This window comes from Acinetobacter sp. CIP 64.7 (genome assembly GCF_000369745.1).
GTDB lineage: Bacteria > Pseudomonadota > Gammaproteobacteria > Pseudomonadales > Moraxellaceae > Acinetobacter > Acinetobacter fasciculus.
In genome coordinates this window covers 14,746-41,204 of the sequence record NZ_KB850179.1, presented here as the reverse complement: position 1 = coordinate 41,204, position 26,459 = coordinate 14,746, and the positions used below count along the sequence as shown (strand labels likewise).

22 protein-coding genes are annotated in these 26,459 nt (G+C 43.8%); 6 read left to right on the top strand and 16 right to left on the bottom strand.

Translation table 11 applies throughout. The annotated features are described in order from the left end of the window. Positions 1-32 precede the first annotated feature (32 nt). The 5 genes from F890_RS06590 to F890_RS06570 form a co-directional block, all read right to left on the bottom strand. The gene (locus tag F890_RS06590; protein WP_004278887.1) at positions 33-920 is read right to left on the bottom strand and encodes a ParB/RepB/Spo0J family partition protein; all 888 of its coding nucleotides are present in this window, start codon (positions 918-920) and stop codon (positions 33-35) included. Continuing rightward, complete coding sequence (locus F890_RS06585) at positions 917-1,699, bottom strand: ParA family protein (RefSeq protein WP_004278889.1); 783 nt, start codon at positions 1,697-1,699, stop codon at positions 917-919. The genes F890_RS06590 and F890_RS06585 overlap by 4 nt, the downstream gene beginning before the upstream one ends. A gap of 25 nt (positions 1,700-1,724) precedes the next feature. Further along, the gene (gene rsmG / locus F890_RS06580; RefSeq protein ID WP_004278890.1) at positions 1,725-2,357 is read right to left on the bottom strand and encodes a 16S rRNA (guanine(527)-N(7))-methyltransferase RsmG; all 633 of its coding nucleotides are present in this window, start codon (positions 2,355-2,357) and stop codon (positions 1,725-1,727) included. Positions 2,358-2,442: 85 nt separating this feature from the next. Next, the gene (gene murU / locus F890_RS06575; RefSeq protein ID WP_004278892.1) at positions 2,443-3,132 is read right to left on the bottom strand and encodes an N-acetylmuramate alpha-1-phosphate uridylyltransferase MurU; all 690 of its coding nucleotides are present in this window, start codon (positions 3,130-3,132) and stop codon (positions 2,443-2,445) included. After that, positions 3,133-4,146, bottom strand: a complete 1,014-nt coding sequence (locus F890_RS06570; RefSeq protein ID WP_005103483.1) for an aminoglycoside phosphotransferase family protein — start codon at positions 4,144-4,146, stop codon at positions 3,133-3,135. It abuts the gene before it with no gap. 121 nt (positions 4,147-4,267) lie between these two features. Here F890_RS06570 and F890_RS06565 point away from each other — a divergent pair, with 121 nt between their 5' ends. Together F890_RS06565 and F890_RS06560 are read left to right on the top strand one after the other, a co-directional pair. Next, the gene (locus tag F890_RS06565) at positions 4,268-6,721 is read left to right on the top strand and encodes an LPS-assembly protein LptD (RefSeq protein ID WP_004278895.1); all 2,454 of its coding nucleotides are present in this window, start codon (positions 4,268-4,270) and stop codon (positions 6,719-6,721) included. Further along, positions 6,721-8,028 (top strand): peptidylprolyl isomerase, encoded by a 1,308-nt coding sequence (locus F890_RS06560; protein ID WP_005103486.1) that lies wholly within the window; start codon positions 6,721-6,723, stop codon positions 8,026-8,028. The genes F890_RS06565 and F890_RS06560 overlap by 1 nt, the downstream gene beginning before the upstream one ends. Positions 8,029-8,147: 119 nt before the next feature. Here the strand turns inward: F890_RS06560 and hfq are convergent, their stop codons facing one another. From hfq to tsaE, 4 genes are all read right to left on the bottom strand, one after another. Beyond that, on the bottom strand, positions 8,148-8,675 hold the full coding sequence (gene hfq / locus F890_RS06555; protein ID WP_004278899.1) for an RNA chaperone Hfq: 528 nt from the start codon (positions 8,673-8,675) through the stop codon (positions 8,148-8,150). Positions 8,676-8,766: 91 nt separating this feature from the next. Beyond that, a complete protein-coding gene (miaA, locus tag F890_RS06550; RefSeq protein WP_004278902.1) occupies positions 8,767-9,711 on the bottom strand; it encodes a tRNA (adenosine(37)-N6)-dimethylallyltransferase MiaA in 945 nt (314 codons plus the stop codon). 6 nt (positions 9,712-9,717) lie between these two features. Continuing rightward, the gene (mutL, locus tag F890_RS06545) at positions 9,718-11,685 is read right to left on the bottom strand and encodes a DNA mismatch repair endonuclease MutL (protein ID WP_004278903.1); all 1,968 of its coding nucleotides are present in this window, start codon (positions 11,683-11,685) and stop codon (positions 9,718-9,720) included. Beyond that, positions 11,675-12,154 carry a tRNA (adenosine(37)-N6)-threonylcarbamoyltransferase complex ATPase subunit type 1 TsaE gene (tsaE, locus tag F890_RS06540; protein ID WP_004645485.1) on the bottom strand — a complete coding sequence of 160 codons (480 nt, stop codon included), beginning with the start codon at positions 12,152-12,154 and terminating at the stop codon, positions 11,675-11,677. The genes mutL and tsaE overlap by 11 nt, the downstream gene beginning before the upstream one ends. A gap of 126 nt (positions 12,155-12,280) precedes the next feature. On the opposite strand from tsaE, the gene F890_RS06535 reads away from it, so the two are divergent. From F890_RS06535 to F890_RS06525, 3 genes are all read left to right on the top strand, one after another. Then, complete coding sequence (locus F890_RS06535) at positions 12,281-13,189, top strand: pseudouridine synthase (protein WP_004278905.1); 909 nt, start codon at positions 12,281-12,283, stop codon at positions 13,187-13,189. 114 nt (positions 13,190-13,303) lie between these two features. Beyond that, positions 13,304-13,651: a type II toxin-antitoxin system RelB/DinJ family antitoxin gene (locus F890_RS06530; protein WP_004278906.1), complete on the top strand. Its 348-nt coding sequence runs from the start codon at positions 13,304-13,306 to the stop codon at positions 13,649-13,651. A 97-nt stretch (positions 13,652-13,748) separates the two neighbouring features. After that, complete coding sequence (locus tag F890_RS06525) at positions 13,749-14,192, top strand: GNAT family N-acetyltransferase (RefSeq protein ID WP_005266191.1); 444 nt, start codon at positions 13,749-13,751, stop codon at positions 14,190-14,192. A 43-nt stretch (positions 14,193-14,235) separates the two neighbouring features. Here the strand turns inward: F890_RS06525 and F890_RS06520 are convergent, their stop codons facing one another. Then, positions 14,236-14,943 carry a pseudouridine synthase gene (locus F890_RS06520; protein WP_004278908.1) on the bottom strand — a complete coding sequence of 236 codons (708 nt, stop codon included), beginning with the start codon at positions 14,941-14,943 and terminating at the stop codon, positions 14,236-14,238. Between the two features lie 140 nt (positions 14,944-15,083). Here F890_RS06520 and F890_RS06515 point away from each other — a divergent pair, with 140 nt between their 5' ends. Next, on the top strand, positions 15,084-15,536 hold the full coding sequence (locus F890_RS06515; RefSeq protein ID WP_004278909.1) for a DUF441 domain-containing protein: 453 nt from the start codon (positions 15,084-15,086) through the stop codon (positions 15,534-15,536). A gap of 258 nt (positions 15,537-15,794) precedes the next feature. Here F890_RS06515 and F890_RS06510 read toward each other — a convergent pair whose 3' ends face one another. The 6 genes from F890_RS06510 to F890_RS06485 form a co-directional block, all read right to left on the bottom strand. Then, on the bottom strand, positions 15,795-16,016 hold the full coding sequence (locus tag F890_RS06510; protein WP_017397823.1) for a gamma-glutamylcyclotransferase family protein: 222 nt from the start codon (positions 16,014-16,016) through the stop codon (positions 15,795-15,797). 134 nt (positions 16,017-16,150) lie between these two features. Continuing rightward, positions 16,151-17,866 (bottom strand): AAA family ATPase, encoded by a 1,716-nt coding sequence (locus F890_RS06505; protein ID WP_004278911.1) that lies wholly within the window; start codon positions 17,864-17,866, stop codon positions 16,151-16,153. Between the two features lie 90 nt (positions 17,867-17,956). Beyond that, positions 17,957-19,963, bottom strand: coding sequence for a hypothetical protein (locus F890_RS06500; protein ID WP_004278912.1), 2,007 nt, complete (start codon positions 19,961-19,963; stop codon positions 17,957-17,959). 196 nt (positions 19,964-20,159) lie between these two features. Continuing rightward, positions 20,160-20,912: a 1-acyl-sn-glycerol-3-phosphate acyltransferase gene (locus F890_RS06495; protein WP_004278913.1), complete on the bottom strand. Its 753-nt coding sequence runs from the start codon at positions 20,910-20,912 to the stop codon at positions 20,160-20,162. Between the two features lie 26 nt (positions 20,913-20,938). After that, a complete protein-coding gene (locus F890_RS06490) occupies positions 20,939-22,048 on the bottom strand; it encodes a beta-ketoacyl-ACP synthase III (RefSeq protein ID WP_004278914.1) in 1,110 nt (369 codons plus the stop codon). A gap of 30 nt (positions 22,049-22,078) precedes the next feature. Continuing rightward, complete coding sequence (locus F890_RS06485) at positions 22,079-26,035, bottom strand: DUF3418 domain-containing protein (RefSeq protein ID WP_034618976.1); 3,957 nt, start codon at positions 26,033-26,035, stop codon at positions 22,079-22,081. Positions 26,036-26,459: the final 424 nt, after the last annotated feature.

The following is a 26,459-nucleotide window of genomic DNA, read 5'->3' as shown; positions in this document are numbered from 1 at the left end:
TAATTTATTCCCCAATAAAAAAAATATATAAATTATTCATCTTCTAAAATAGAAAGAATGCCATCCAGCTCTTCTAAAGAGTGATAGCTAATAACCAGTTTCCCTTTACCTTGCTTGTTATAGTCAATTTTAACATCTGCACTGAAACGCTCTGAAAGGCGCTGAGTCAATTGCTGAATATCCGGTGCTACAGCTTCTTTTACTTTTTCTTGTTTAGGTGTATTGAAATCACGGACTAACTGCTCGGTTTGACGAACAGACAGACTTTTTTCAATTACGATATCTGCAACTTTGAGCTGATCTTTAGCTTTTAAGGTTAAGATCGCACGTGCATGCCCCATATCCAGCAAACCTTGCTGCATAAAGTCTTTCACTTCTTCTGCCAGGCTAAGCAGGCGAAGTAGGTTACTCACTGTCGTACGCGCTTTACCCACGGTATCGGCAATTTCCTGATGGCTTAGGCCAAATTCTTCATGAAAACGCTGCAAGGCCATCGCCTGATCAATCGGATTCAGATCCTGACGCTGGATGTTTTCAATCAAGGCCAGTGCAATCGCAACCTGATCATTCAGATCACGTACAATCGCAGGAACCTCGGTCAAACCCGCTAACTGTGCCGCACGCCAGCGACGCTCACCCGCAATAATTTCATACGGATAGCGTTCATCATCAACCGGACGGATCACGATGGGCTGCATGATGCCATGCTTTTCAATCGATGCCGCCAGTTCTTGCAAATCCTGCTCGTTAATATAACGGCGTGGCTGGTATTCACCGCGCTTGAGCAAGTTTACATCGATCTGTTTTAGCTGACCATGATCAATGCCTTGGGCTTCGAGTTGTAATTTTTCTTTTTGAATTGATCCCAGCAAGGCATCCAAGCCACGACCTTTGGCGAGTCCACGTTTCTTGACGGTCATGCTTTACTTCCTTTTTTCACTTTGCTTTTCTTTAATACTTCAGCTGCCAGATTTAAGTAAGCAACTGCACCCTTTGAGCTTTTTTCAAAATAAATCACCGGCAAACCGTGTGCTGGCGCTTCAGCCAGACGAATATTTCGTGGAATTACGGTTTCATACAGTTTTTTACCGAAATATTGTTCTAATTCTTCAGAGACATCACGAGTCAAGGCATTACGTGCATCGTACATGGTGCGTAATACACCGACAATTTGCAGGTCCGGATTCAATGCTTGCTGAATCCGATCGATGGTTTGGGTTAAATCCGCCAGACCTTCCAGTGCATAATATTCACACTGCATTGGAATCAGCACACCATCCACGGCTGCCAAAGCATTGACAGTAATCAGGCTAAGACTCGGTGCACAATCAACAATAATATAATCAAATGAGGATTCAATTTCCTGCAATGCATCCCGTAAAATGAACTCGCGCCCTTCCTGCTCTGCAATCGCCAACTCAACCCCAGCCAGATCACGGTTTGCCCCAAGTACCTTGTAACCGACTTCCGCCTTAGATATCGCCGTTTCAATCGGCACTTCACCCAGCAACACATCGGTAACCGAATACAGCAGGTCATTCTTCTGAATGCCAGACCCCATGGTCGCATTACCTTGCGAATCCATATCGACCAGCAAAACACGTTTTTTTAACACAGCTAAAGATGCCGCCAAATTTACTGCGGTTGTGGTTTTACCTACACCACCTTTTTGGTTTGCAATCGCAATAATTTGTGCCATGTTGCCCCCAATCCCTTTAAAAATCTTAAATACGTTTTAATAGAAGTAAATGACGCTGTTCGTCTAAGCGCGGAACTTTAAGTTCAATAATCTCACAACTAAATTCATTTTTTAAAGTAGCAACTTCATCTTCAGGAATTAAGCCTTTCATTGAGGCAATAATCGTTTGTTCGTGCATATATGGCTTAGAAGCATCGACAAAGTCTGTTAATGATGCAAAGGCACGACTGGTAATCACATCAAATTGACCCAGCTCATTGATGCTGTCTTCGTTTTCTACACGCGTTTGCACGGCAATAACATTTTTAAGTTTCAGGTCAGCAATAAACTGCTTGAGGAAACGAATTTTTTTACCGTTAGAATCCAGTAATACACATTCACGCTCAGGCTGACATAAAGCAATGATCATGCCCGGCATACCGCCACCTGTACCGATATCCAGCAGTCTGCCTACAGGCAAGTCCTTTAAAATACTTAAACTGTCGAGCAGATGCTTGACCAGCATTTCTTTAGGATCACGGATTGCAGTCAAATTGTATGCTTTGTTCCACAACACCAAAGCATCCTGATACTTGAGTAATAAATTTAAAGCTTCATCAGATAGCTCTAAACCCAAAGCCTGGCTACCCTGCTTTAGTTCTTGAAAAAACATGTGCATAAACAATCTACGCTCGAAAAAGTTAGGTGGAAGTATACCGTTTTCTCTATATTGGCACAGTAGGCAGTGCTTAGCGAATATTCACTTAAGCAAACTTCCCTTCATGGATCGCTGTATCCAGTGCCGTTAAACGCTCCGGGGTTCCCACATCAACCCAAATGCCTACCAATTTAGAAGCGGCAACCTGCTGATTCTGCATTGCCGCTTTTAGCAATGGCGCTAAAGGACGCTTGCCAGTCTCTAAGCCTTGGAACATCTTTGGATCAAGCACGGATACACCACTAAAAGTCAGGTTTTCACCTTCGACTTGCTGATCAAAGGTATAAGCTTTCCCGGCTGCAAGCGTAAAATCACCTTCAGGATGTTGTTCAGGGTTCTGCACAAGTACGAGATGCGCCAAATTATCCTTTAGATCAATATCCAGTAAAGGAGCAAAATCCATCGTGGTCCAGACATCACCATTTAACAGAATAAAAGGTTCATCACCGAGTAGCGGCAAGGCATTAATGATTCCTCCAGCGGTTTCCAGACCTTCACCCTCATGTGACCAAAGGATGTTGATGCCAAATCGTGAACCATCGCCCAAAGCTTCTGCGAGTTTTTCACCGAGCCAAGCCGTATTGATGACAATTTCAGTAACACCGATCGCAGCCAGTTTCTCTATATGCCAGACAATTAAGGGCTTGCCCCCAACTTCCAGCAAAGGCTTTGGCGTATGCAGCGTTAGCGGCTGCATACGATTACCGAGTCCTGCGGCCAAAATCATCGCTTTCATTCAGGCAGCCACCTCATATGAGCCATATTTAGCTTCAAATGCAGGCATCACTCTGTCACGCATAAACTGCATGAATGGCTCTAGTTCTGCATAAGCCTTAGATTCTTCAAGCAGATACCACATCACACGTGGCAAGTCCTTGAGATAACCTGACTTGCCATCACGCTCAAATAAGCGCACAAAAATACCGAGGATCTTGATATGACGCTGAATCGCCATCATGTCGGCATCTTTCTTGAACTGTTCAAAATCACGATCTTCTTTGGCAGAAACTGGCAACAGATTATAGAAAGTTTTGAACCAGCGATACACACGGTCGGCATTCCACTGTACATAGGCATCACGGGTAATCGAGATCAGGTCATAAGTATCTGCACCAATCACGGCATCCTGAAAATCAATCACACCGAGTTCGGTTTCATTGTCGATTTTCATCAGGTTACGGCTATGAAAGTCCCGATGTACAATTACCTGTGGCTGTGCCAAAGCGGCATTGGCCAGAATCGCAAAAGTGCGTTTGATCAAGGCGCTTTCTGATTCAGTCGGTTGAACCTTTAACGCTGGCAACATCCAGTCAGTCAGCAATTCCATTTCTGAGATCAGTTTTTCATAAGAATATGCCGGGAAATGCCCTTCTCCAGCAATCGATTGCAGCTGAATCAGCTGCTTAAAGCTTTGCTCATAATAGGCATCTACAGTCTCATCATTCAGCAGATTCGACAGCAGCACATCCCCCAAGTCTTCGAGGAGTAAAAAGCCATTTTCTAGGTCTTTTGCCACGATATGTGGAACACGCACGCCATGTGCATCAAAAAACTCATCTATCGTCACAAAAGGCACACAATCTTCTTTTTCTGGTGGTGCATCCATCAGCATAAATGTTTTATTATTCAGTTTGATTCGTGCATAACGACGGAAGCTGGCATCACCTGCTAAAAAATGAGTTTCAAATTGATCTGAACCGAGTACAGAGGCAATCCAAGATTGTATCAATTGTTCGCGTTGTGTATTCATTTGCAATTAATTCTAATACAGGCTGAGTTTTTAAAGTGCTAAGTGTAGCTACTTATCAACTTTTTCTCTATGATGCGACAATAATTAATTGCGATAAAAGCATGATTGGTTAATGAGACAAATGAAGCATCACTTTAAAATAAATCCTCTAGCGACTGCGATCTTAACCCTTTTATGTGGCAGCTCAGCCTCCGGCTATGCTGCATCAAATGTCTCGTCCGATGTAAATGCAGAACAACTCAAACAGCGCATAAATGAGACCTATCCAGGTGAAGCATTCTTTTCGCAATACTATGTCGACAAATCCTCAGCTGAGGCACAGCAGCGGCAGGAAAAATACTTAAGTTCAGCTTATTGTGAAGGCACCTGGGTGACCCCGATTGCTCCAGATGCAGCAACCGTTGCGCCAGATCAGGCTACATCCACCATTACTGCAGATTATGGTCACTACAATCCAGCAGGTGACTCTTATTTAGAAGGCAATGTCATCATTGACCAGCAAGGTCGCCAGATTCGTGCTGAACGCGTAACGATTGATCAAACCCAAACCTATGCCAAAGCAGAAGGTCGTGTACAACTTGCTCAGGGTGGCCTGCTCTCGCAAAGTGATGATATTAATTATAATTTAAAGACCCAAGAAGGCGACCTAAATAACAGCTTCTATATTGCCGAGCAGCAACATGCGCATGGTCGGGCAGAAAAGATCGCCAGAACCTCGACCGAGACAGTAGAACTGGAAAATGCGACCTATACCACCTGTCCACCTGAGCAAAAACCAACCTGGAAAATCCAAGCAGAAAAGATCAAGCTGAACCAGGAAACCGGACGTGGTGAAACCCGCAATACCAAGTTGTATGTTAAAGATGTTCCGGTCTTGGCAGTTCCCTATTTCAACTTCCCGATTGATGACCGCCGCACTACCGGTATTCTGACGCCGACATTTGGCTTTACCAATGATGGTGGTCTGGAACTGGGTGTTCCGGTTTACCTGAATTTGGCACCGCAATATGATGCGACAATTACGCCGCGTTATATTGGCGATCGTGGTGTGATGTTAGACGGTGAGTTTCGCTATCTGACTGAAAATTATGGTGAAGGCCGTATTTGGGGAGGTTATCTGCCTTCCGATGAAAGCTATAGCGATGAAGATCGTAAAAGCCTGCATTTTTTACATAATTGGCAGATCAATAATCAGCTTTCCACCAACCTTGAATATAACTACGCTTCAGACAAAGATTACTTTGCCGATCTGGATAACAACCCGAACTCTAAAACTGACCTGAACTTACGCCGTGCCTGGGAAGTCAATTACAAAAATGGTATTCCTGGCTTAAAGGCACAATTCAAAGTTGAAGATTTCCAGACCCTAGATCCAACTGTACTGGATGAAGACCGTCCTTATGCACGTCTGCCGCAGCTTTTAGTCAATTACAAAACTGGCAATCCATTGGGATTACAGCTTGAATTTAATAACGATACGGCTTATTTCCAGAAAGACCTGAGAAATTTCGCCGATACTGATCCAACGGGTGAGAAGGTATATCAGCCAAGTGGTACACGGATCTATAATGACTTTTCCGTGCGTTATAATCATTTTACCCCGTGGTCATTCTTCATTCCTCAGGCGACTGTACGCAACATCAATACTTTCTATGATGAAAAAACCCAAAGCCGTAGCGCGTCTAGTGAAAATAATTCAATTGTGGTGCCACAATTCACGCTGGACACCGGCTTAATTTTTGAAAAAGAAGGTACGTATCTACAGACCTTAACGCCTCGTCTGTTCTATGCGTATTCACCTTATGAGAACCAGCAGAATCAGCCAAACTTTGATTCAGTCGTCGCTTCGATTAATTATGATCAACTTTTCAGTGCGCGTCGCTTTTATGGTAATGACCGCCTGGAAGACAATAACTTTGCCTCCTTAGGTCTGAGCTATAGCCTATTTAATGAAGAAGGTCTGGAGCGCCTGCGTGCCAGCGTTGGACAGAGCTTTTTCTTTGAAGATCGCCGTGTAACGTTGGAAAATGATGCAGATGAATTCGACCGTGAAAGTCATACTGGCCCTGTAATTCAACTGACCAGCCAGCTGTCAAATAATGTTCACGTTAATCTGAACTCAAGCTGGATGTCGAATGGATCGAATGCCCAACGAGATTTGCAGGTTTATTATACCGGTGAGCAAGGCAATCTTTATAACCTAGGCTATTTCTATCGCAAAGATATTCCGAACCGTCAAAAGAGCTATGATCATGTGGTGGGTTCATTTATCCAGCCGATTGCCAACAACTGGCGTCTGGTTGGACATGCCCAGTTTGACCTCGACAATAGTGTCGCACGGGAATATTTACTTGGCGTGAACTATGAGTCATGCTGTTGGGGAGTTTCTGTTTACGGTCGCTCATATTACAATGACTTAGACGACGTTAATGATTCAAGCGTCAAAGCCAAACGCGCCATTATGGCCGAAGTCAGCCTGAAAGGCTTAGGTGGGTTAAGCAGCAAACTCACCTCATTACTAGAAAATCGTATTCTAGGTTTTAACAATATCAATCAAACTTGGACAGAACGTTAATGAAGACAAAACAGTTAAAACAAATTTTTAAAGCAACCGCACTTGCGCTATGCCTTTCTTCAGCGATGACGACTTTTGCTGTTGCCCAACCTAAAGATGAAGTTGTAGCTGTAGTCGACAATAGTATCATTCTACGTAGTGACCTGGCTCAAGGTGTAGCCGAAATCTCACATCAGCTGCAAAAACAGAAAAAGGCAGTTCCACCACAACAATATCTTGAGCAACAAGCTTTAGAGCAACTGATTATTCGTCAGGCACAGCTTGAACAAGTTAAACGTTATAACATTCGTCCAGATGAAAAAGCTTTAAATGAAGCCGTCCTGAAAGTTGCCCGTGATTCTGGTTCACCGAGTCTGGAAGCATTCCAGCAGAAACTGGATGCCATGGCGCCGAATACCTATGCTTCTTTACGCAACCGTATTGCTGAAGATTTAGCACTGAATCGTTTACGTCAACAAATCGTGACTTCACGTATTCAAATTACAGATCAAGATGTTAAAAACTTCCTAAATACCCCGCAAGGTCAAGCTTTGCTTGGCAGTCAGGTCCATGTACTGCATTTACGGGTAAGCGGTGAAAATGCTGAACAAATTGCAACACAGGTAAAGCAAGAATTAAATAGCAGCAATGACATTCAGGCGATCGGCAAAAAGTACAGCACTGGCGGCGTTAAAGTCGAAGCTGCTGATATGGGTGTGAGAAACCTGTCAGAAATTCCAGCAGAACTGGCTGCACGCGTGACTACCCTGCAACCAGGTCAAACTTCTGAACTGATTCCTGTCGCTGATGGTGTACATGTTCTGAAGCTCTTGGAACGTAAAGGTGGCGAACAGAAAGCCCTTGTTCCGCAATATTTAACACGACACATTCTGATTCAACCGTCTGAAGTGGTCAGTCCTGAAAATGCCAAACAAATGATTGATAGTCTGTATAACCGCCTCAAACAAGGTGAAGATTTTACTGTTTTAGCTTCAACGTTCTCCAATGATACTGGCTCGGCTCGTGATGGTGGAAGTCTTGGCTGGGTTAGCCCAGGGGTAATGGTACCTGAATTTGAACAGCAGATGAAAAGCACCCCAGTAGGTCAGTTCAGTAAACCATTTCAATCCCAGTTTGGCTGGCATATTCTGCAAGTGAGTGAAACACGCCAACAAGATATGACACAGGAATATCAGGAACGTATGGCTCGCCAATTGCTCGGTGAACGTCAATTTGATGCCGAATTAGATAGCTGGTTACGTGAAACGCGCAATAATGCTTATGTAGAAATCAAAGATCCTCAACTGGATCCTAAACGTAACCGTTAAGCCTTACCATAATCCTAAAAAGCCAACGACATCTCGTTGGCTTTTTATTTAAAAAACTTAAAACGTACAGATATAAAAAAACCTCTCATATAGAGAGGTTTTTTAATTTTCAAACTCGATTAACGATTGTTTTCATCGTCTGAAGAGTCTTCAAATTTAGTGTCGTTGTCAAAACCAGTGCCTTGACCACCAAAGCCAGCACCTTGACCACCGAAGCCACCTTGACCACCGAAGCCGGCACCTTGACCACCGAAGCCGCCTTGACCACCAAAGCCACCGCCTTGACCGCCGAAGCCACCTTGACCACCGAAGCCGCCGCCTTGACCGCCAAAACCACCTTGACCACCGAAGCCGCCAGCACCTTGACCGCCACCAAAGCCACCTGCAGCACCTTGACCACCGAAGCCCGCACCTTGTGGACCAGCAGGCGCGCCAGCAGGACGTGGATTACGTGCAGGTACTACAGTTGAAATTGCATGCTTATAAACCATTTGGCTTACTGTATTTTTTAATAAAACCACGTATTGGTCAAAAGATTCGATATGACCTTGTAATTTAATACCGTTTACCAGGAAGATAGATACTGGGATACGTTCCTTACGGAGAGAATTCAAGAATGGATCTTGTAAAGTTTGACCTTTAGACATGTTATAACTCCAAAAAAATTAAAAATCAGCGCAAAAACTATCTCTATTTTTCAATTAAAAATTATAAAAAAGATAGTCCCTAAATTTTGCTTTATCCGTGACAGTTTCGCAAGTCTTCTTGAGCCTGCTGTAGCGTAAAATATGTTGTAAATTTATGCTTTTCTTGCAAAGACCTTAACCACGTATATTGACGTTTTGCAAGTTGTCGTGTCGCAAATAAAGCTTTATCCTCCATTTCCCGTTGCTTTTCCTTGGTTTTATCAGCATTTTTTAAGAATTCTATAGCCTGACGATAACCCACTGAACGCATGGAAGGTAAATTTTCATTAAAATCGTATTTTTCAATTAAATTCACAACTTCATTTAAAAAACCGCTTTTCCACATAATTTCCAGACGTTGTTCAATACGCCCATGTAATTCTAACCGATCTGGCATCAACGCATAATTATGGAAACTGTAACGATATGGTAAGTTTTTAGGTTGTTCTGCCTGTAGTTTTGTAATCGGCTCACCAGTCAATTTAAAAACTTCCAAGGCCCGAATAATGCGCTGCTTGTCGCTGACCTTGAATTTTTCACCGGCAATCGGATCGACTGCACATAATTCTTCATAAACCGCTTCCCAACCCTCCCGCTCACCTTTCGCCTCAATCTCAGCCCGGATAGCATAGTCTGCACTTGGTAAATTATCTGACAAGCCTTCAAGTAAGGCCTTAAAATACAGCATGGTTCCGCCAACCAGAATCGGGGTTTTACCACGTGCATGAATATCATCAATCAGGCGGCAAGCATCTTCGACAAAGTTGGCTGCAGAATACACTTCAAGTGGACTGATAATATCAATCAGATGATGCGGATAGCGCGCCAGTTCTTCTTTGGAGGGCTTGGCTGTACCAATGTCCATTCCCCGATAAACTAGCGCAGAATCGACTGAAATCAGCTCAAATTTCCCTTGCTCATACAGTTCACATGCCAAAGCGGTTTTACCACTTGCAGTTGGCCCCATTAAATTGATGACCGGCAATTGATTGGACATGTAAAACTACTCTCCTCGAGCAAAAAGTTTATCTAGTTGAGCCAATGGAAAGGCGCGCCAAGTCGGACGGCCATGATTACATTGACTGGCAAATTCGGTTTGTTCCATCTGACGTAATAAAGCATTCATTTCCGACAAACTCAGGATACGATGCGCTCGCACTGCACCATGACAGGCCATGCCTGCCAGAATCTGGTCACGCTTCTGCAATAGACTTTGTGCCTGATCCCCCGGATCTAAATCATTCAATAATTCAGGAATCAGGGCATCGAAATCGGCCTTGTGTAGAATAGCCGGCACCCCACGTACAATGATTTGTTCATCACCATACTGATCAATTTCCAGACCCAAACGCGCCAACTGCTCTTTCAGCTCTTCAACCCGCATGGCCTGCATCCGGCTAATGTTTACGACCTTTGGAATCAGCAATTGTTGTGAGGTCCAGAATTCAGGTTTATCCCAGGCCGATTTCATTTGCTGCAAGACAATACGCTCATGCGCCGCATGCATATCCACAATAATCAGACCTTCGGTATTTTGCGCCAGAATATAAATGCCGTGTAACTGGGCAATTGCAATACCTAAGGGATGCTCATCAACTTTGGTGTTCACATGTGTCTGAAAAGACTGCTCAGGGCTGAATATTTCGGTTTCCGAACTTTCTCTGAGCGGTGCTAAATAACTTTGCAAGGCATTATTCAGCTGCTGTGAACCAGAATAAGATTTACGGTAATCTTGGGAATAATGCACTGTTTGTGGACCTGAAGATGCAAAATCGGTCAGCACATCTGAAGTTTCATTTTCACTTAAGGCAGATGTCGTTCTCACCACCTGTGGCTGAGAATGCGCAGTCTGATGCAGGCTAAACTGTTCCTGATAACGCGGTTGCGGGGCCGTCAAGCCAGGCTGCTCATCCTGTTTCATTGCCTCGGCTAAATCTGCAGTTGCGGTCTGGAATTGTGCCAGCGTTTCCTTGGCATAATGCCGCACAAACTCATGTACTTCACGTTGATTCAGGAAGCGAATTTCATGCTTGGTCGGATGGACGTTCACATCAACATTTTCCGGATCAACTTCTAAAAACAGTAAATAAGCCGCATGCTGATGGCCATGCAAGATGCCGTCATAGGCCATACGCAAGGCATGGGAAATGGTTTTGTCTTTGACAATCCGGCCATTCACATAGACATATTGTAGATCCGCCTGTGCACGCGCATCCGAAGGATGACCGAGCCAGCCAGATAAACGCATATTGATACTGTCTGCATCTATCCAGTAGGCATTTTCAGTAAACTGGCGGCCAAGTAGCTGTTGAACGCGCTGGAAACGCAAAGCGCCGCTATCCGCCACGGGTAAATTCAGCTTGATGCTTTCATTATGTTCTAGCACAAACCGGATATCAAAATGCGTCAGTGCCATACGGCGTACAATTTCTTCAATATGACCAAATTCAGTGCCCGGTTTTTTCAGGAATTTACGCCGTGCAGGCACATTAAAAAACAAATCCTGAACCCGGATATGCGTCCCTTTCGAGGCTGCAACAGCCTGAATTTCCTGATGATCAAAAGCCGTACCATTGACTTCGACCTGATAACCGATGCCCTCGTCACTTTGACTGCTGATCATGGTCAGGCGTGAAACTGCTGCTATCGACGCCAGTGCCTCGCCACGAAAGCCCAGACTGCTGATTGCATACAGCTCATCAGCACTCTGGATTTTGCTGGTGGCATGACGCATCACGGCCAGCGGTAAATCCTCATGATGAATTCCGCGTCCATTGTCGATGATTTCAATTAAAGTACTGCCGCCCTGTTCGACCCGAATGATCAGCTCTGTCGCCCCCGCATCAATCGAGTTTTCCAGTAACTCCTTGACCACAGAAGCCGGACGTTCAATCACCTCACCTGCGGCAATCTGGTTGGCAAGTGCAGGATCAAGGGCACGAATACGGCGCAGACTTAAATCATTCGACATGTGAAAATTGACGCTCCAGAGCCTCTCGTAAAGCAAGATTCGATGAAATCAGGCTTGCAGTACGGGTAAGTTCATCTTCAGATTTTAAAATTTCAATAATCAGGTCAGCTTGCGGAATTTCATCACCACCTTTAGATGGCCATTCAAATAAAAATAGCGCATTCGGTGTTTCCAGGTAATCCCGGATGCCCATCAGTTCCAGTTCATACGGATCATTCAGACGATACAAGTCAAAATGAAAAATATCCTGACCATTAATTTGATAGGGTTCGACCAGTGTATAAGTTGGACTTTTCACTGAACCTTTATGACCCAGCTGTTGCAAATAATAACGTGTTAACGTCGTTTTTCCTGCCCCTAGGTCACCAATCAGATACACGACCCCCGCAGGGAAATTCTCCGCCAGAACCTTGGCTAGTTTTTGGGTATCGTCTTCATGATTTAAAGTGACATTAAATGAATAAGGCATATTACTCACGACATGATGCAAAAGAATAAATATGATAGCATCGCCACGCTTTAAAAGCCTATTCACCCGTGTGAGAAACTGTATTTTTTCACAGCATCTGTTCCTTAAGAGGTTAATCTGCCTGCCATGCAACCAACTGTTGAATTTAACCCGCCCATGCTCAATGGGGTCAGTGCCAGTAAAGTATTTTTGCCAGCCAGTCCGGATGCGTCCCTGACAGTTTTTGCTTATTTATGCACACAATTCGCGCATATCACAGCAGATGAATGGCAGTCCCGTTTCAACGAAGGTCTGGTCTATGATGCTCAGGGCAATCAATTAACCACAGAAAGTCCATTTCAGGCTAATAGCCATTGTTACTATTATCGCTTTTTGGCACATGAAGTGCATGTTCCTTTTCAACATCAGATTTTATTTGAAAATGAGCATTTCATGGTGGTCGATAAACCGCATTTTTTGACTATGAGTCCGACCGGACAATATGTGCAGGAAACGCTATTGGTTCGGCTTAAAAAACAAACCGGCAATGAGCATTTAACGCCCATTCACCGGCTGGATCGTGAAACGGCAGGTGTGGTCCTGATTTCCAAATGCGTGGAATCGCGTGGAATCTATCAGCAGATGTTTGCCACACGTCAGGTTCAGAAAACCTATCATGCGATTGCGGCCTATCACCCTGATTTAAAATTTCCATTGATCACGCGATTAAGAATGGAAAAGGGACAGCCCTTTTATACCATGCACGTGCTAGACGGAACGCCGAATAGCGAGACGGTGATTGACCTGCTGAAACATAATACAGAATGGGCTAAATATGAGCTGAAACCGCATACTGGCAAACAGCACCAATTACGGGTGCACTTGAATCATCTGGGTATTCCGATTCAGCACGATCCCTTTTACCCCCAAGTAGCGCATAAAGCGGAAGATGATTTTTCAGCACCTTTAAGTTTATTGGCCAAACATATTCAATTTGTCGATCCGATCACGCAGAAAAGCATGAATTTCAGCTCGCACCTTGAATTGACACTGTAAATCTCTTGTCATTACAGATTATTTTCTAAAATCGGTCGCTTTAAGATTGAATTTCAAACGTAATTGATTAGAATAAAGGCGAAAAGTTAAGTAATTTAAAGCTTTAAAAATATTATGAGAAAAACTGAAGTTTATCAAATTCGCTTGGACTCGCAAGAGAAGAAACAAGCCTTTGCGGTATTTAAGCAATTGGGGATTACGCCAGCTCAGGCCGTGCGTCTTTTTTTCAAGCAGGTGGTGATTACCAAATCCATCCCCTTCTCGATTGAAAACCAGAATATCAATCTGGAACAACTGATCCGGCTGCGCAAGCTGAAACAAAATGAAGCGAAAACCGAGCAAAATGCGCTTTCCAGTTCGGCCCTGAATCTGCTGGATGATCAGGAGATTGCATTGGATGATGATCATCTTGATTTATTTGAAGAGCTGAATGCCATTTTGGGTGAAAGCGACAAAATTTAACATTGTTGCATTTCCGAACAATTTCTAAAGCCTGCCACTCATAAACTTCGCTATGCTTGATGCTGATAATCAATAAAAAATTAGCATGGAGTATGCAATGCTCGTACGACGCGCCCAGTTAGCAGACCTGAATCAGCTGGCGGTATTATTTGATGAATATCGACAGTTTTATGGTACGTCTTCCAATCCTGAACTCTCTTACCAATTTTTAAAACAGCGTTTTGAAGATGGACAGACCGTCATTTTCATTAATACCAAAGATGATACTTTTACCGGCTTTATTATCCTGTATCTGGGTTTTTCTTCGGTGGCCTGCTCGACCTATTATATTCTGGATGATGTCTATATCACCCCGGTTTTTCGGCGTCAGGGCGCAGCCAAACAACTGATTGATACCGCGATTTTATTTGCCAAACATGAACAGGCCTTAAGAATCACCCTGGAAACCCAAAAAAACAATTATCAATCGCATAAATTGTACGAATCCATGGGATTTATCAAGGATGATGAATTTCAGACTTATCACTGTTTCCTGAAATAAGTCCTGAACTTTTTAATCACATTTCAAGCGAATAAAAAATTTATTATTCCGAGCGGAATTTGGCCTGCGCCACCTGTTCAGCATTTAAATACAGCCATTCCCCTTCAGCCAGTTCAGGCAAGGCCAAAGCACCAATCTGTGCACGATGTAGCTGTTCAACTTTATTGCCTACGGCAGCCAGCATGCGTTTTACCTGATGATAGACACCTTGATGAATGGTCATTTGCAGACGATTTTCAGCCAAACGAGCCACTTCAGTAGCTGCAAAAATGCCTTTTTCATTTCTCAATTCGACACCTTGTTCTAGTTGCTGAATCTGTTCATCCGTGACTGGATCCGCAGTTTGCATCTGATAAACTTTGGCGACATGCTTTTTAGGATGGGTGAGCGCTTGCAGGAACTGTCCATCATCAGTCAGGAGTAGCAGTCCGGTGGTATCGTGATCCAGACGCCCCACACACTGAATCCCCCGATTCAGCAGAATGTCATCAAACAGGTCAAACACACTAAAATGATGTGTCGCCTGATGTGAACATTCATAGCCCTGTGGTTTGTTTAAGGCGATATACACTTTTTCCCGATAGGTCTGACTTTTCCCATAAACCTCGAAATTTAAGTGATTCAAATCCAGTTTATGTTTGGGATTGTCAATCACTTCATCTTGAATTGAAACAGCACCATTTTTAATCAGTTGCTGACAATGCTTGCGGGAGCCGAAACCTTGTGACTGCAACATTTTTTCCAATAGCATCTGTTTATACCTGTATCGAGTGAAGACCTGTGCATTCTATCCTGAAATAGTCATGAATTTGGTTTCTTACGCTGTTTTCTAGGTATCATGCGTTGAAAAGCTCTACAATAGCTTTATTTTTCATTCTTTCTCTCCCGCTTATGTCGCAACTTGATTTGAATCTGATTGTTCTTTTGGTTTTACTGGCTTGCGGTATTTTCAGTCACAATAGTGCCGTTACCATTGCTGCAGCGGTGTTAATTGTTTTAAAAATCACGCCTCTCAGCAGTTTATTGCCTTATGTGCAGGCGCACGGTTTAAATATCGGCATTATTATTCTGACCATTGGTGTTCTGACACCAATTGCCAGTGGCAAAATTTCAGGGGAAAGTATTCTCAAATCTTTCCTGAGCTGGAAGTCTTTGCTGGCAATCGCGATTGGGGTCTTTGTCGCTTGGCTGGGAGGACGTGGAGTGAAGCTGATGTCCACTCAGCCAGATGTAGTGGCCGGACTGTTATTAGGCACAGTAGCAGGTGTAGCAGTATTACGCGGTGTTCCAGTCGGTCCTTTAATTGCGGCTGGGATTTTATCCTTATTGATTAGTACACAATAATGTTCAAATCATCAGCGCCCTTCACCAGTATGCAAAGATTTCTCAAAAATAATCATATAACGGGAAATATGCAGATCGCCCGATGATTATCTTGCGCTAATCTCTAACGCAGTACGTCAGGCTTGCTCAGAAGATACTATCAAATCAACGGAATATTTATTAATTCGATCTTTCAAAATTCAAGCAAAGGAAAGTGAATGATTTTTAAAAGCGGTGACCTGATAAAAATCAGAAATTCAATAAATGACACCTACCAGTCTAATCTTTCAAAGCATAGACCAAACTTTCTACCATCTGACCATTTTCCAAATATACTTTAACCGGAATACGTTGATATTCATCGCCTTCAAATACATCCAGCTCATTCCAATATTTAGGGAGATTCTCGGATATGAATACATAACCGGTAACAGTCTCTCCCGAATCACTGAGCTGAATACCCGGACTGCCCAGCTCAGCACCCCAACCGCGCTGCTGCAAATGCCCACGAATATAACCGGCTTTCCAGCTTCCCCCAATCCGTTCATCACATGGGCATTGGGTTGCTGCGGACGAAGCGTGCCGTATACGAATAAACTGTGCATCTTAAGAATTCTTAAACATCATTTTGATGATTACTCTACAAATAGTAGTGCTAGACGCACCTGGTCATAAGCCATTTTAGGCGTAGTCAATTCCACAATCGGACGCAGCTTAATAGAACCGTCATCATTAAAATGTTCCGAATTTTGACGCTTGGTCAAGCGTTTATAAATCTTGCGCACCTGCTCCACGACCTCTTCACCCGGATGGGCAACTGAAATATCCAGTCCCTGCTCTTTATGCAAACGTCCCAAATGATTGATGATGGTTGCCGGAGTCAAACCACGTTCAGTCGCGATATCGGCAATTTCATAGCCTTCTTCAAACAGTTCACGCGTTTCATCTAACGTTGCAGTGGCATAGCTTTGTTTTCCAGCATTCTTGGCAATTTTCTTCTCATTGCGCTGGATTTCAACTTCATTCAAAGTCCCGCCACAATGTCGGATAAAGGCTTTGTGCTGCGCAGTCAAATCGACATTTTCGAAATTCGCTTCGGCTTCATCAGAAAGTTCCTGAAAACGGCGATCGGCTTTAATCGCCAGACTATCGAGCTCCAAAGCCTGTTCATTAAAGCCTTTTAAACGTAAGCCATTTAAGCTTTTTAAACGGGACAAGGCGACATAGCCCTGGCCTTTTTCAAAGGTATGACTCAGATCAATTTCAGCGGCTTCCAAAGTCATGCCTTGTGATTTATGAATGGTAATCGCCCAAGCCAGACGCAATGGAATCTGCTGGAAACTGGCAATGGTTTTACCGGCCTCATTGTCTACCGACCAGGTTTCAGGCTCAACCACCAATGTAGTGCCATCGGTCAGTTTGACTTTAGGCAGCACACCATATTCATCATCTTCTTCAAAACTGATCACTTCGCCCAAACTGCCGTTGATATAACCCATATCAAAGTTGTTTTTCACAAACATGACTTTGGCATGTTTTTTCAGGGTTAAGGCTTCAGGCGCTCGCACTGACGATTTTAAAGTCTCGATCAGCTTTTCATTGCCATCACACTGCGCATCAAACTGGCGCGGATCATTGTCAATTTCATTCAGATGTTTAAAGTTAATACTGTCCACATCCATATTATGCGTATACAGGCGCGTATAGGTATCACCAATTTCTTGATGTCGCGTGGCCTGTAAAGCAGTGCGGTGTTCATGGCTAATCGCCTGCGCACGGATCGCATTCAGAATGTCATTCAAATAATCATTGCCCTGACGATGCTGCTCAGTTAGGTAGCAAACGCGAAACTTGGCTTCGACCCAGGCATCCGACATAAAGCAGAATTTGTCGCGGTTGCGCTCATCATTTTTACCGACTGGCGGTAACTGGAAAAAGTCCCCTGCTACAATCACCTGAATACCACCGAAAGCTTCATCACTTTCCTTGAAATATTTCAATACCTGATTGACCAGATTCAGCTGCTTGGCATGCAGCATTGAAATTTCGTCAATAATCAGGACTTGCGCATTTTCCAGATGTTCTTTTAAGTATTTGCGCTCTTTCATCCGCTTTAAGTCTTCTTCAGACAAAAAGTCTTTAATGCCAATGCCTGCCCAGGTATGAATAGTCATACCATTCATGTGTGTGGCTGCAATACCGGTCGATGCGGTAATCGCGACGGCGACCTTACGTGCCTTTAAATAATTAATATATTGATTCAGCGTATAGGTTTTTCCTGCACCGGCAGAACCGGTTAAAAAGACATTTTCTCCTGCTTTGAGTAACTTAAGGGCAGTTTCCTGTTTCATAAGAGCAATACCGTAAAAGAACGGCTATAGCCTAACGATTTTTAGCGGAAAAGTTAAGCGTCATGGAGGAAAACAAGCTGTATTGAACTGTCAGGCCTGCAAGTTGAGCCAGTTAATAAAATGCATGGCGATATTACTGTATTCAGCTTCTGCTTTCTGGTTATTCGGATATTCCAGCTGATCAAAAATCACCTGTCCATTCACTAATTGACACCCCAAGATCAAGGGTAGGCGCACAGCAGGATGAGACATACGAAAGGCCACATACTGCCCTTCCAAAATTTGCTGAGCATAGCTTGCCGCCAGACAGTTCCTGAAAATTTTAGATTCCTCTAAAATCCGATCCAAAGTTTTAAGTTCTTCAAAACGCCAGTTGAAATACAGTAAAAATGAAACCTGAGTGATTGGTGTCCAGTTCACCAGTGCGAACTGTTTTTTCAGCTTGGCGATCATTTCCTGCTTTTGAACCTGATCATGCCAGACGACCGCCTGATTAAACAAACTGGTCCAGCTCAGATTTTTCGGTATTTCTGTATGGCTGGAAAAATACTCTACCAGATAGTCACGCACATAACTGTCAAATAGCGACTCACGTACATGCCCGCTTTGCAAATAAAACAGCTGCCTGAACTCAGTAAAAGGAATGCGATAGCGGTGCAGAACATTATAGAAATCACGATTCTGCTGGCTTTGAGGCTGAATATACACCAGAACCTCATCGGGTAAATGCGCCGTAATTTTATATAAATGCTGCATATAAGCCTGCATCATCCGGCTCAAGTTCAGATAAACCTTTTTAGTCAGCTGATCATCCATTTTAACCACATTGCGCAGCAGCTCCATCCATTCGTCCAGATACAGAATTGAGGGACTAATCGCAATCCGTTGATCCTCAATTGATTGACGTGTGCCTTTTAATACCACCGCCTGATTATACTGATGCTGAAACCAGTCATGCTGGATTGCATATTCATGCATGCTATGAATAAACAGTCGCGCTGAGACATATTGAAAATATTGTAGAGTCGCCAGAATAATCTGTGGATGAATATGGTGGCTGTCTATAAAACTTAGGGCCGTTACTGCGACCCGCACACTGCTATGCTGGATATTATTACTGATCCAGTCCAGTACCTCGGCCGGTTGCTTGAAGATCCAATTCACGGCACGATGACAGTCAAATAGTGGCAATCGGGCTACTTTTTTCTGCCATAAATACGGATGATTTTCCAGGAAATTCCGTTTGGATAATAAATCATCCCGATGCCACACGTCCCGGTTCATCAATCGGACAAAACCGAGCAGATTACTTTGCTCCTCAGCATGCCGATATAGCAAACAGATATCATCAGTGTGATCTTTCAATTCATGCAGATTAAAGCGCTCTTCAAAAGACAGCGACATAATCCGGAACATCGCCGGAGGCAAAAACTGTGCGGCGCTAAAACAGAACTCATCCAGACTATCCATCAATGACTGGATCGAAAAGAATTCATCCTGCTGCAGGCACTCCAAAGAAAAAGCCTGTTGCAAGCTTTCAAGAATCTGCTGTGGAATCTCTTGTTCATTCTGAACAAAGTTTTGCATGATAGGTGTTGTATACAACCCGGCCTTGATCAGCTGGTGGTCGATAATCTCAGCCTGAACAACCGACATCTGTCGCAAAAATTCGGACACCCGTTCCGGGCCATTAACCCACGCATAAACCTGAGCCAGGATAAGCTGACGCAACTGTTTGGCTTTGTCGCGTAAATATAGCGAATGCTGCGGTTTTAAATCCCCGGTCAGGAAATAGATGTCCTGTAAAAAGAATTCCTCTAGCGCTTCTGCTTTGTACTTCTGGAAGTAAAAATGACTGTCGACCAAAGCAGGCGCAGTTCCAGAGTCTAATGCACGTGGAGTACAAAACTGGATATAAAACAGGCCATCCAGCAATTCAATCCGATGCTGATCCTGCTGAATTTTTATTAAATTTTGTGCATTCAGATGACCAATTATTGCCATCTGATCAAGATAAAGCTGGTTGAGCTCCAGAGAAATCCGTAAACATTGTTGTGCCAATAACCTTAAAGATGCTACCAAGCTTTCCTGTTCCATACGTACACCTCGGTCATCTTAGAATCATCTTATTTTTATATTGGATCATGCTGAGTCCTTGATCGCCAATCAGTGAACACTTAAAAATACATTATGGCATCACTTGCACTATAAAACCGTCCATGCATCCTCATTGCTAAAAATAGAACATTTCAATAGATCATAGCCTAGATTTTACAGGAAGAATTTTTCTTTTTTAGTCTTGCTGACGTAGCGCCTTAAGCTCGGCCAAGCCGGTATAAATATGTTGCTGCAAGCTGTGTCGAAATGCAATCAGCTCTTCCTGAGTCTGAACCTGAGCAATCGATTGTCGCGGCATAAACTGAAAATAAAATGGCAGGCGTTTTGGGAATAATCGTTTAGGCAAAGATGGAATCACATCGCCCTGACGTAATAATTTATTGAGTTGTGGTACTTTGAGGAGTTTTTGAAAATATTTATGCTGGATGATCTTATTGGCATCAAAGCCAATCTCATAGACTTCATCCCCACCAAGCGCAGCAAAAGGGACAATATCATAGTTGAATTCCTGAGCCAGCTTTAAAAATCCGTAGCGTTGCTTCCAGATCAGTTGATACTGTTCACCCTGACGTTTGAGTACTTCGCGTCCACCTCCCGGAAAGACCAGAATAGAATAACCCTGCTGCATCACAGCACGTACATAATGCTGGATGCCATCAACTGCCCCAAACTTCTTCACGGCTTCACGCCATAAGGGCACATAAAAATGGCTATGATCCGCAATGCTGACCACAGCCACTTTATGTTCGTTATAGAGGTAATCAATCAGCATCGGCGAATCAAAGATGCCGTACATGGAATGATTACCGACATACATTGCAGGCCGACTGGCATCAATATATTCAGCCCCTAAAAAGGTAGGGGTAAAATATAATTTGGATAAGGCACTTAAGCGTCTAATCCATTGCCCATCATGTTTGACCTGCAAGCTGTCTGCTCCCTATCTACTCCGGATTATGCCACGCGTTTTTGGACCAGAATCGAACCTACTGAATAACCCGCACCAAATGAACACAACACGCCGTATTCACCATCTTCAACTTCATGTGCAGTACGATGCAAGGCAATGATCACCCCGGCAGAAGACGTGTTGGCAAACTCGTTCAGAATGATCGGTACCAGACCAGGTTTGGCATTTTCTTTACCAACCACCAGTTTCAGGATCAGTTCATTCATACTGGCATTGGCCTGGTGTAACCAGAAGCGTTTAACACCTGTCGGCTCAATCTGGTTCTTCTCCAGTTGCGCAGTAATCATTTTCGCAACCAGTGGACAGACTTCTTTAAATACCTTACGACCATCCTGACGGAAACGTTTGTCGTCAATGTCAGCATTTTCAGAAGTATTCAAGAAACCAAAGTTATTGCGGATGTTATTCGAGAACTGGGTAAACAACTCAGAATCCAGAATTTCAAAACCGGTTTTGCTGTCAGTATTTTCAATAATTGAAGCGGTTGCCACATCACCAAAAATAAAGTGACAATCACGTGAACGGAAATCGGTATGTGCAGAAGTAATTTCCACATTCACCAATAACACACGGCGCGCGCCAGCTTTGATCGCATCATAAGCCTGTTTCAGACCAAATGTTGCTGCCGAGCAGGCCACATTCATGTCATAGGCATAGCCTTTGATGCCTAAAGCAGTCTGAATTTCGATGGCGACAGCAGGATAAGCACGTTGCAAATTCGAGCATGACAAAATCACGATATCAATGTCTTCGGCAGTCACACCGGCATTTTCCATTGCCTGTTTGGCTGCAATTACGCCCCATTCTGCCTGCAGTGAAATTTCATCATCTGCACGTTCACGTAAATTTGGACGTAAGCGTTTTGGATCAAGAATACCTGATTTTTCTACGACATAACGGCGTTGTACGCCAGATGCTTTTTCAATAAAGTCTGCACTAGAACCACGACGCGCTTCAACTTCGCCTGCAGCGATTTTGTCAGCATTTTCGTGATTAAACAGTTCCACATAAGCATTTAAACTTTCAACTAATTCTTCATTGGTGATGACGTGTTCCGGATGGAATAAGCCCGTACCCGTAATGCGGATGCCCATGTAAAATTCCTTATCTGAATTACCTATATCTTAACTGATTCCAAGACGATCCCATACTTTTTGCAAGCGAGTTGGAGACACGGGTGCTTTTGTTTTCATCGGTTGTGAAAACAATGAGATTCTTAACTCCTCGACCATGAAATACAATTCTTTCAGGCGAGGGTCATCTTTAAACTTGAATAATTTTTCCATCCATTGATCAATTTGGTCAATGGCGGAATTGTCCCTTTGTAGATTATTGGGCAAGCGCTCTAAACGCAATATCAAGGCTTTTAAATAACGTGGAAATTCGCTCCACACATCGGAAGGTTTACGATATACAAAGTCAGAAAGGCTCATTAAATCAAGCTGATCTTCAATATCATTGATATTTTTTTCAAACACAGAATGGTCTAAAACCAATAATTTCCGGCGAATTTCCTGCCACTGGATGTAAATATCCGTGATCTCTTTCAGGGCAATTTGGCCATAAGTCAGGAAAGATTTTTTTACATCTTCAACTAGCTTTTGGAACTCTTGCGCATTGACAGGCAGCTCATTTATGGACATGTGTAGTGTGGCATAAACTAACATTTGTTCCAGTTGTGCCTTATCACCGAGTGGCGAATAAGCCAGCGCCAGAGGTTTGGAAATCTGTTTTTTCAACTGACGAGTCAAGTCTCCGAGTTGCATATGCACCAGTCGGATCACCCCTTCACGATGTTTTTTGATCGCTTCAGCCTGATCATTAAAAGTCTGGATCACTACACCCGATTCATCTTTCTGCTCCAGGGCAGCAAAAGCTTTGGTCGGAACCAGCGCCTGATACTGCTTGACCACGACACCGGTGACTTTTTGCGAGGCTTCAAATACGAAACTTTCCGGGAAGGTTTTAAATTCACCTTTAAGCTGTTTAACCGGACTATGCGTTTCAGTGCGGCAGCGTGCTTTCAGCTCCGCCAGATCACGCCCCTGTTCAATGACACGGCCTTTTTCATCAGTCACTTTAATAAATGGCAACAGATACTGATCGACCCGGTCAAAACTGAAATCTTTCTCAGTGATTTGATCACCACGCAACTGGAATGCCAAAAAACTAAAAATATGCTTCTGTAAATCCTGCGCATCTACTTTTGCCATGAGTTTTCGTGCAGTATCCGGAATCGGCACCAGATTACGGCGCTTGTCCTTCGGCAAAGCTTTTAGCAATGCTTCAATCAGATCCAGACGCCATCCCGGAATTCCCCATGACCAGATACCTTCATCGACCTGGGCCAAAGCTTGCAGTGGAATTTTAACTGTCGCGCCATCTTCATCATGACTCGGGTCAAAACGATAGGTTGCAGCCAGATGCAGGCTACCATTCTGCAAATAGTCTGGGAATTGCTGTGTCGTCGGACGGTCATTCAGCCACAGCGCATCATCATCAACAAATAAATAACGCGGATTCTGAGGCTCTACTGTGGCACGCCAGTCTTCAAAACTACGCCGGCTAGCCACTTCAGGCGGCACTTTCGAGGCATAGAACTGGTAAATGGTTTCTTCATCAACCACCAGATCACGACGGCGTAATTTGTCTTCTACTCGCTCGACTTCTTCCAGTTTAAGCAAGTTATGCTTTAAAAATGGTGGAGTAATGCCTAAATGCCCAGTGGTTAAAGCATCCCGCAAGAAAATTTCATGTGCGGCCGCCTGATCTACTTTTTCATAATTGATTGGGCGTTTCGGCTCAATAATCAGACCAAATAATGAAATCTGATCATAGGCATTCACCACACCGGCTTTTTTCGACCAGTGCGGTTCAAAATAATGATGCTTGAGCAGGTCACGCGCGGCCAGCAGAATCCATTCCGGCTCAATCTTGGCCAGGGTACGTAAATATACCTGAGAGGTTTCCACCATCTCAAAAGCCATCACCCACGGCGTATTGGTCTTGTGCAAGGTAGAAGCCGGGAAAATCCGTGCTTTTTGCTGACGCACCGCCATAAAAACATTACGCTCATCGGTCTTGTTGGCGATAAACGATAAGAGACCGGTCAACAAGGCACGGTGCAGATTTTCATAACTGGCTTTCTTTTCATTAAATGACAGTTTTAAACCCTTAGCCAACTCCACCAGCTGCTCATGAGTTTTCTTCCATTCACGCAGACGCAGCCAGCTCAGGAAGTGATTACGCGCAAAAGTACGGCGCTTATTTTCACTCATGCTTTCGCGGTTATTGTGCAGCGTCTCCCAGAGCTTGATATAGAACAGGAAATCAGAATCAGCTTCACGGAATAGTGCATGTTTCTGATCTGCCTGCATCTGCTTGTCCGCAGGGCGTTCACGCGGATCCTGAACTGCAAGCGCTGCCACAATCACCAGAACTTCGTTCAGCACGCCAAAATGTGCACCACCAAGAATCATGCGGGCCAGACGTGGATCGATCGGCATTTTCGCCATTTGCTGACCAATTTTGGTTAGTGCATCTCCCACCTTAACATTTCCCCCTTTTTTTAAGGGGGCAGAAGTTGCAGATTGAGATTGCTTTTCATCTGTAACTTCAGGGGAATTATCTTGAGAATGAGACGCTTTCTTTTCACTCATTGCCCCGAGTTCAATCAGCAATTTACGACCATCATTTACCAGACGATGATCTGGTGGCTCAATGAAATCGAAGTCTTCCAGTGAACCCAAGCCCAGACTTTGCATCTGCAAAATCACCGATGCCAGGTTGGTCCGTTTAATCTCCGGTTCAGTAAATTCAGGACGGCTCAGAAAATCATCTTCGCTATACAAACGGATACAGACACCCGGCGCTATACGGCCACAACGACCTTTACGTTGGTTCGCGGCTGCCTGAGAAACAGCTTCAATCGGCAGGCGTTGCACCCGTGAACGATAGTTATAACGTGAAATACGCGCAAAACCGCTATCAATTACATAACGGATATTCGGAACGGTTAAAGCCGTTTCTGCCACGTTGGTGGCAATAATAATGCGTCGCCCACCACCAGAAGGATTAAAGATTTTCTGCTGTTCAGCCAGCGCCAGACGCGCATATAAAGTTAATACTTCCGTATGGCGTGGCCCATGTTTGATCAGGGTTTCCTGTAGCTCGCGAATTTCCTGTTCAGTACTGGCAAAAATAAGGATGTCGGCATGTTCAGGATGGCCTTTTTCCTGTGCATCCTGAAAGCATTCTTCGACTGCTTTGACCACAGCGCGAGGCAGATTTTCTTCAAAGTCATCAAACTCGTCATCATCACTACCGCCAATGCTCATTTCCGAGATCGGGCGATAACGTAGCTCGACTGGGAAACTGCGGCCTTCTACTTCAAAAATTGGTGCACCATTGAAGTAACTGCTAAAACGGTTTACATCCAGGGTTGCAGAAGTAATGATGACTTTCAGATCGGGACGACGCGGCAACAGTTGCTTCAGATAACCCATAATGAAGTCGATATTCAGTGAGCGTTCATGCGCTTCATCAATAATAATCGTGTCATATTTGGTCAGGTAGCGGTCATGCGTCAGTTCGGCCAGTAAAATACCGTCAGTCATCAAACGCACAATTGAGTCTTGTGAACCCTGTTCCGTAAAACGTACTTTAAAGGAAATTGATTCACCGAGTTTTTCGCCAACTTCTTCGGCAATACGCTGTGATACGCTACGGGCTGCCAGTCGACGCGGCTGGGTATGTCCGATCATTCCGGTCAGGCCACATCCAGCCAGCATAGCAATTTGCGGTAACTGGGTGGTTTTACCAGAACCGGTTTCGCCAGCCACAATAATCACCTGATGCTTTTGAATCGCGGCAATCAGCTTATCAGTGTACTGAGTAACCGGTAGATCCTGATTCAGCTTGATGTTCGGAAGACGTTCAAGCCGTTGCCGTACTTTCAGATTGGATTTTTCAAATAATTCCTGATACTGCTTGGCATCTGCGTCTTTCCCCTTTTTCAGTCGATTTAAACGGTGACGGTCACGCGCCATTATCCATTGATCTACATTTAAATGACTCTGCACAGAGAAAACACCCACATCAAAAAACAGGAAAGGTTTATTTTACTTGGTTCATTAGATTTCAGATAGTCGTAGTTCTGTTAAGTGCCGGACAAATTGGCTTTGGCTGCCTGATTTCCCTCAATTCAGCGCCATAAACCTATCAAAATATCTATATGACACGCTTGAATTTTCCTGAGTAGATTTAATCATCAGTTTAATTTTGAAATTGATATTTAAATTATTTTGCGGAAAACATGCTTTTTTCCTGATTCACCCTTGAATTTTTTGGTTTCAACATCATGTTTGCTAGCACGAGGAAAAAGAGATAATTTTGTCATCAGGCCATCATCTTGATGCTGCTGAATGAACAAAGCGATTTTGCCGAAGTGGCGCATTTTTACTTAATTCGGTTTTTCCGATGTTTGTAATGTAAAAATACCATTTT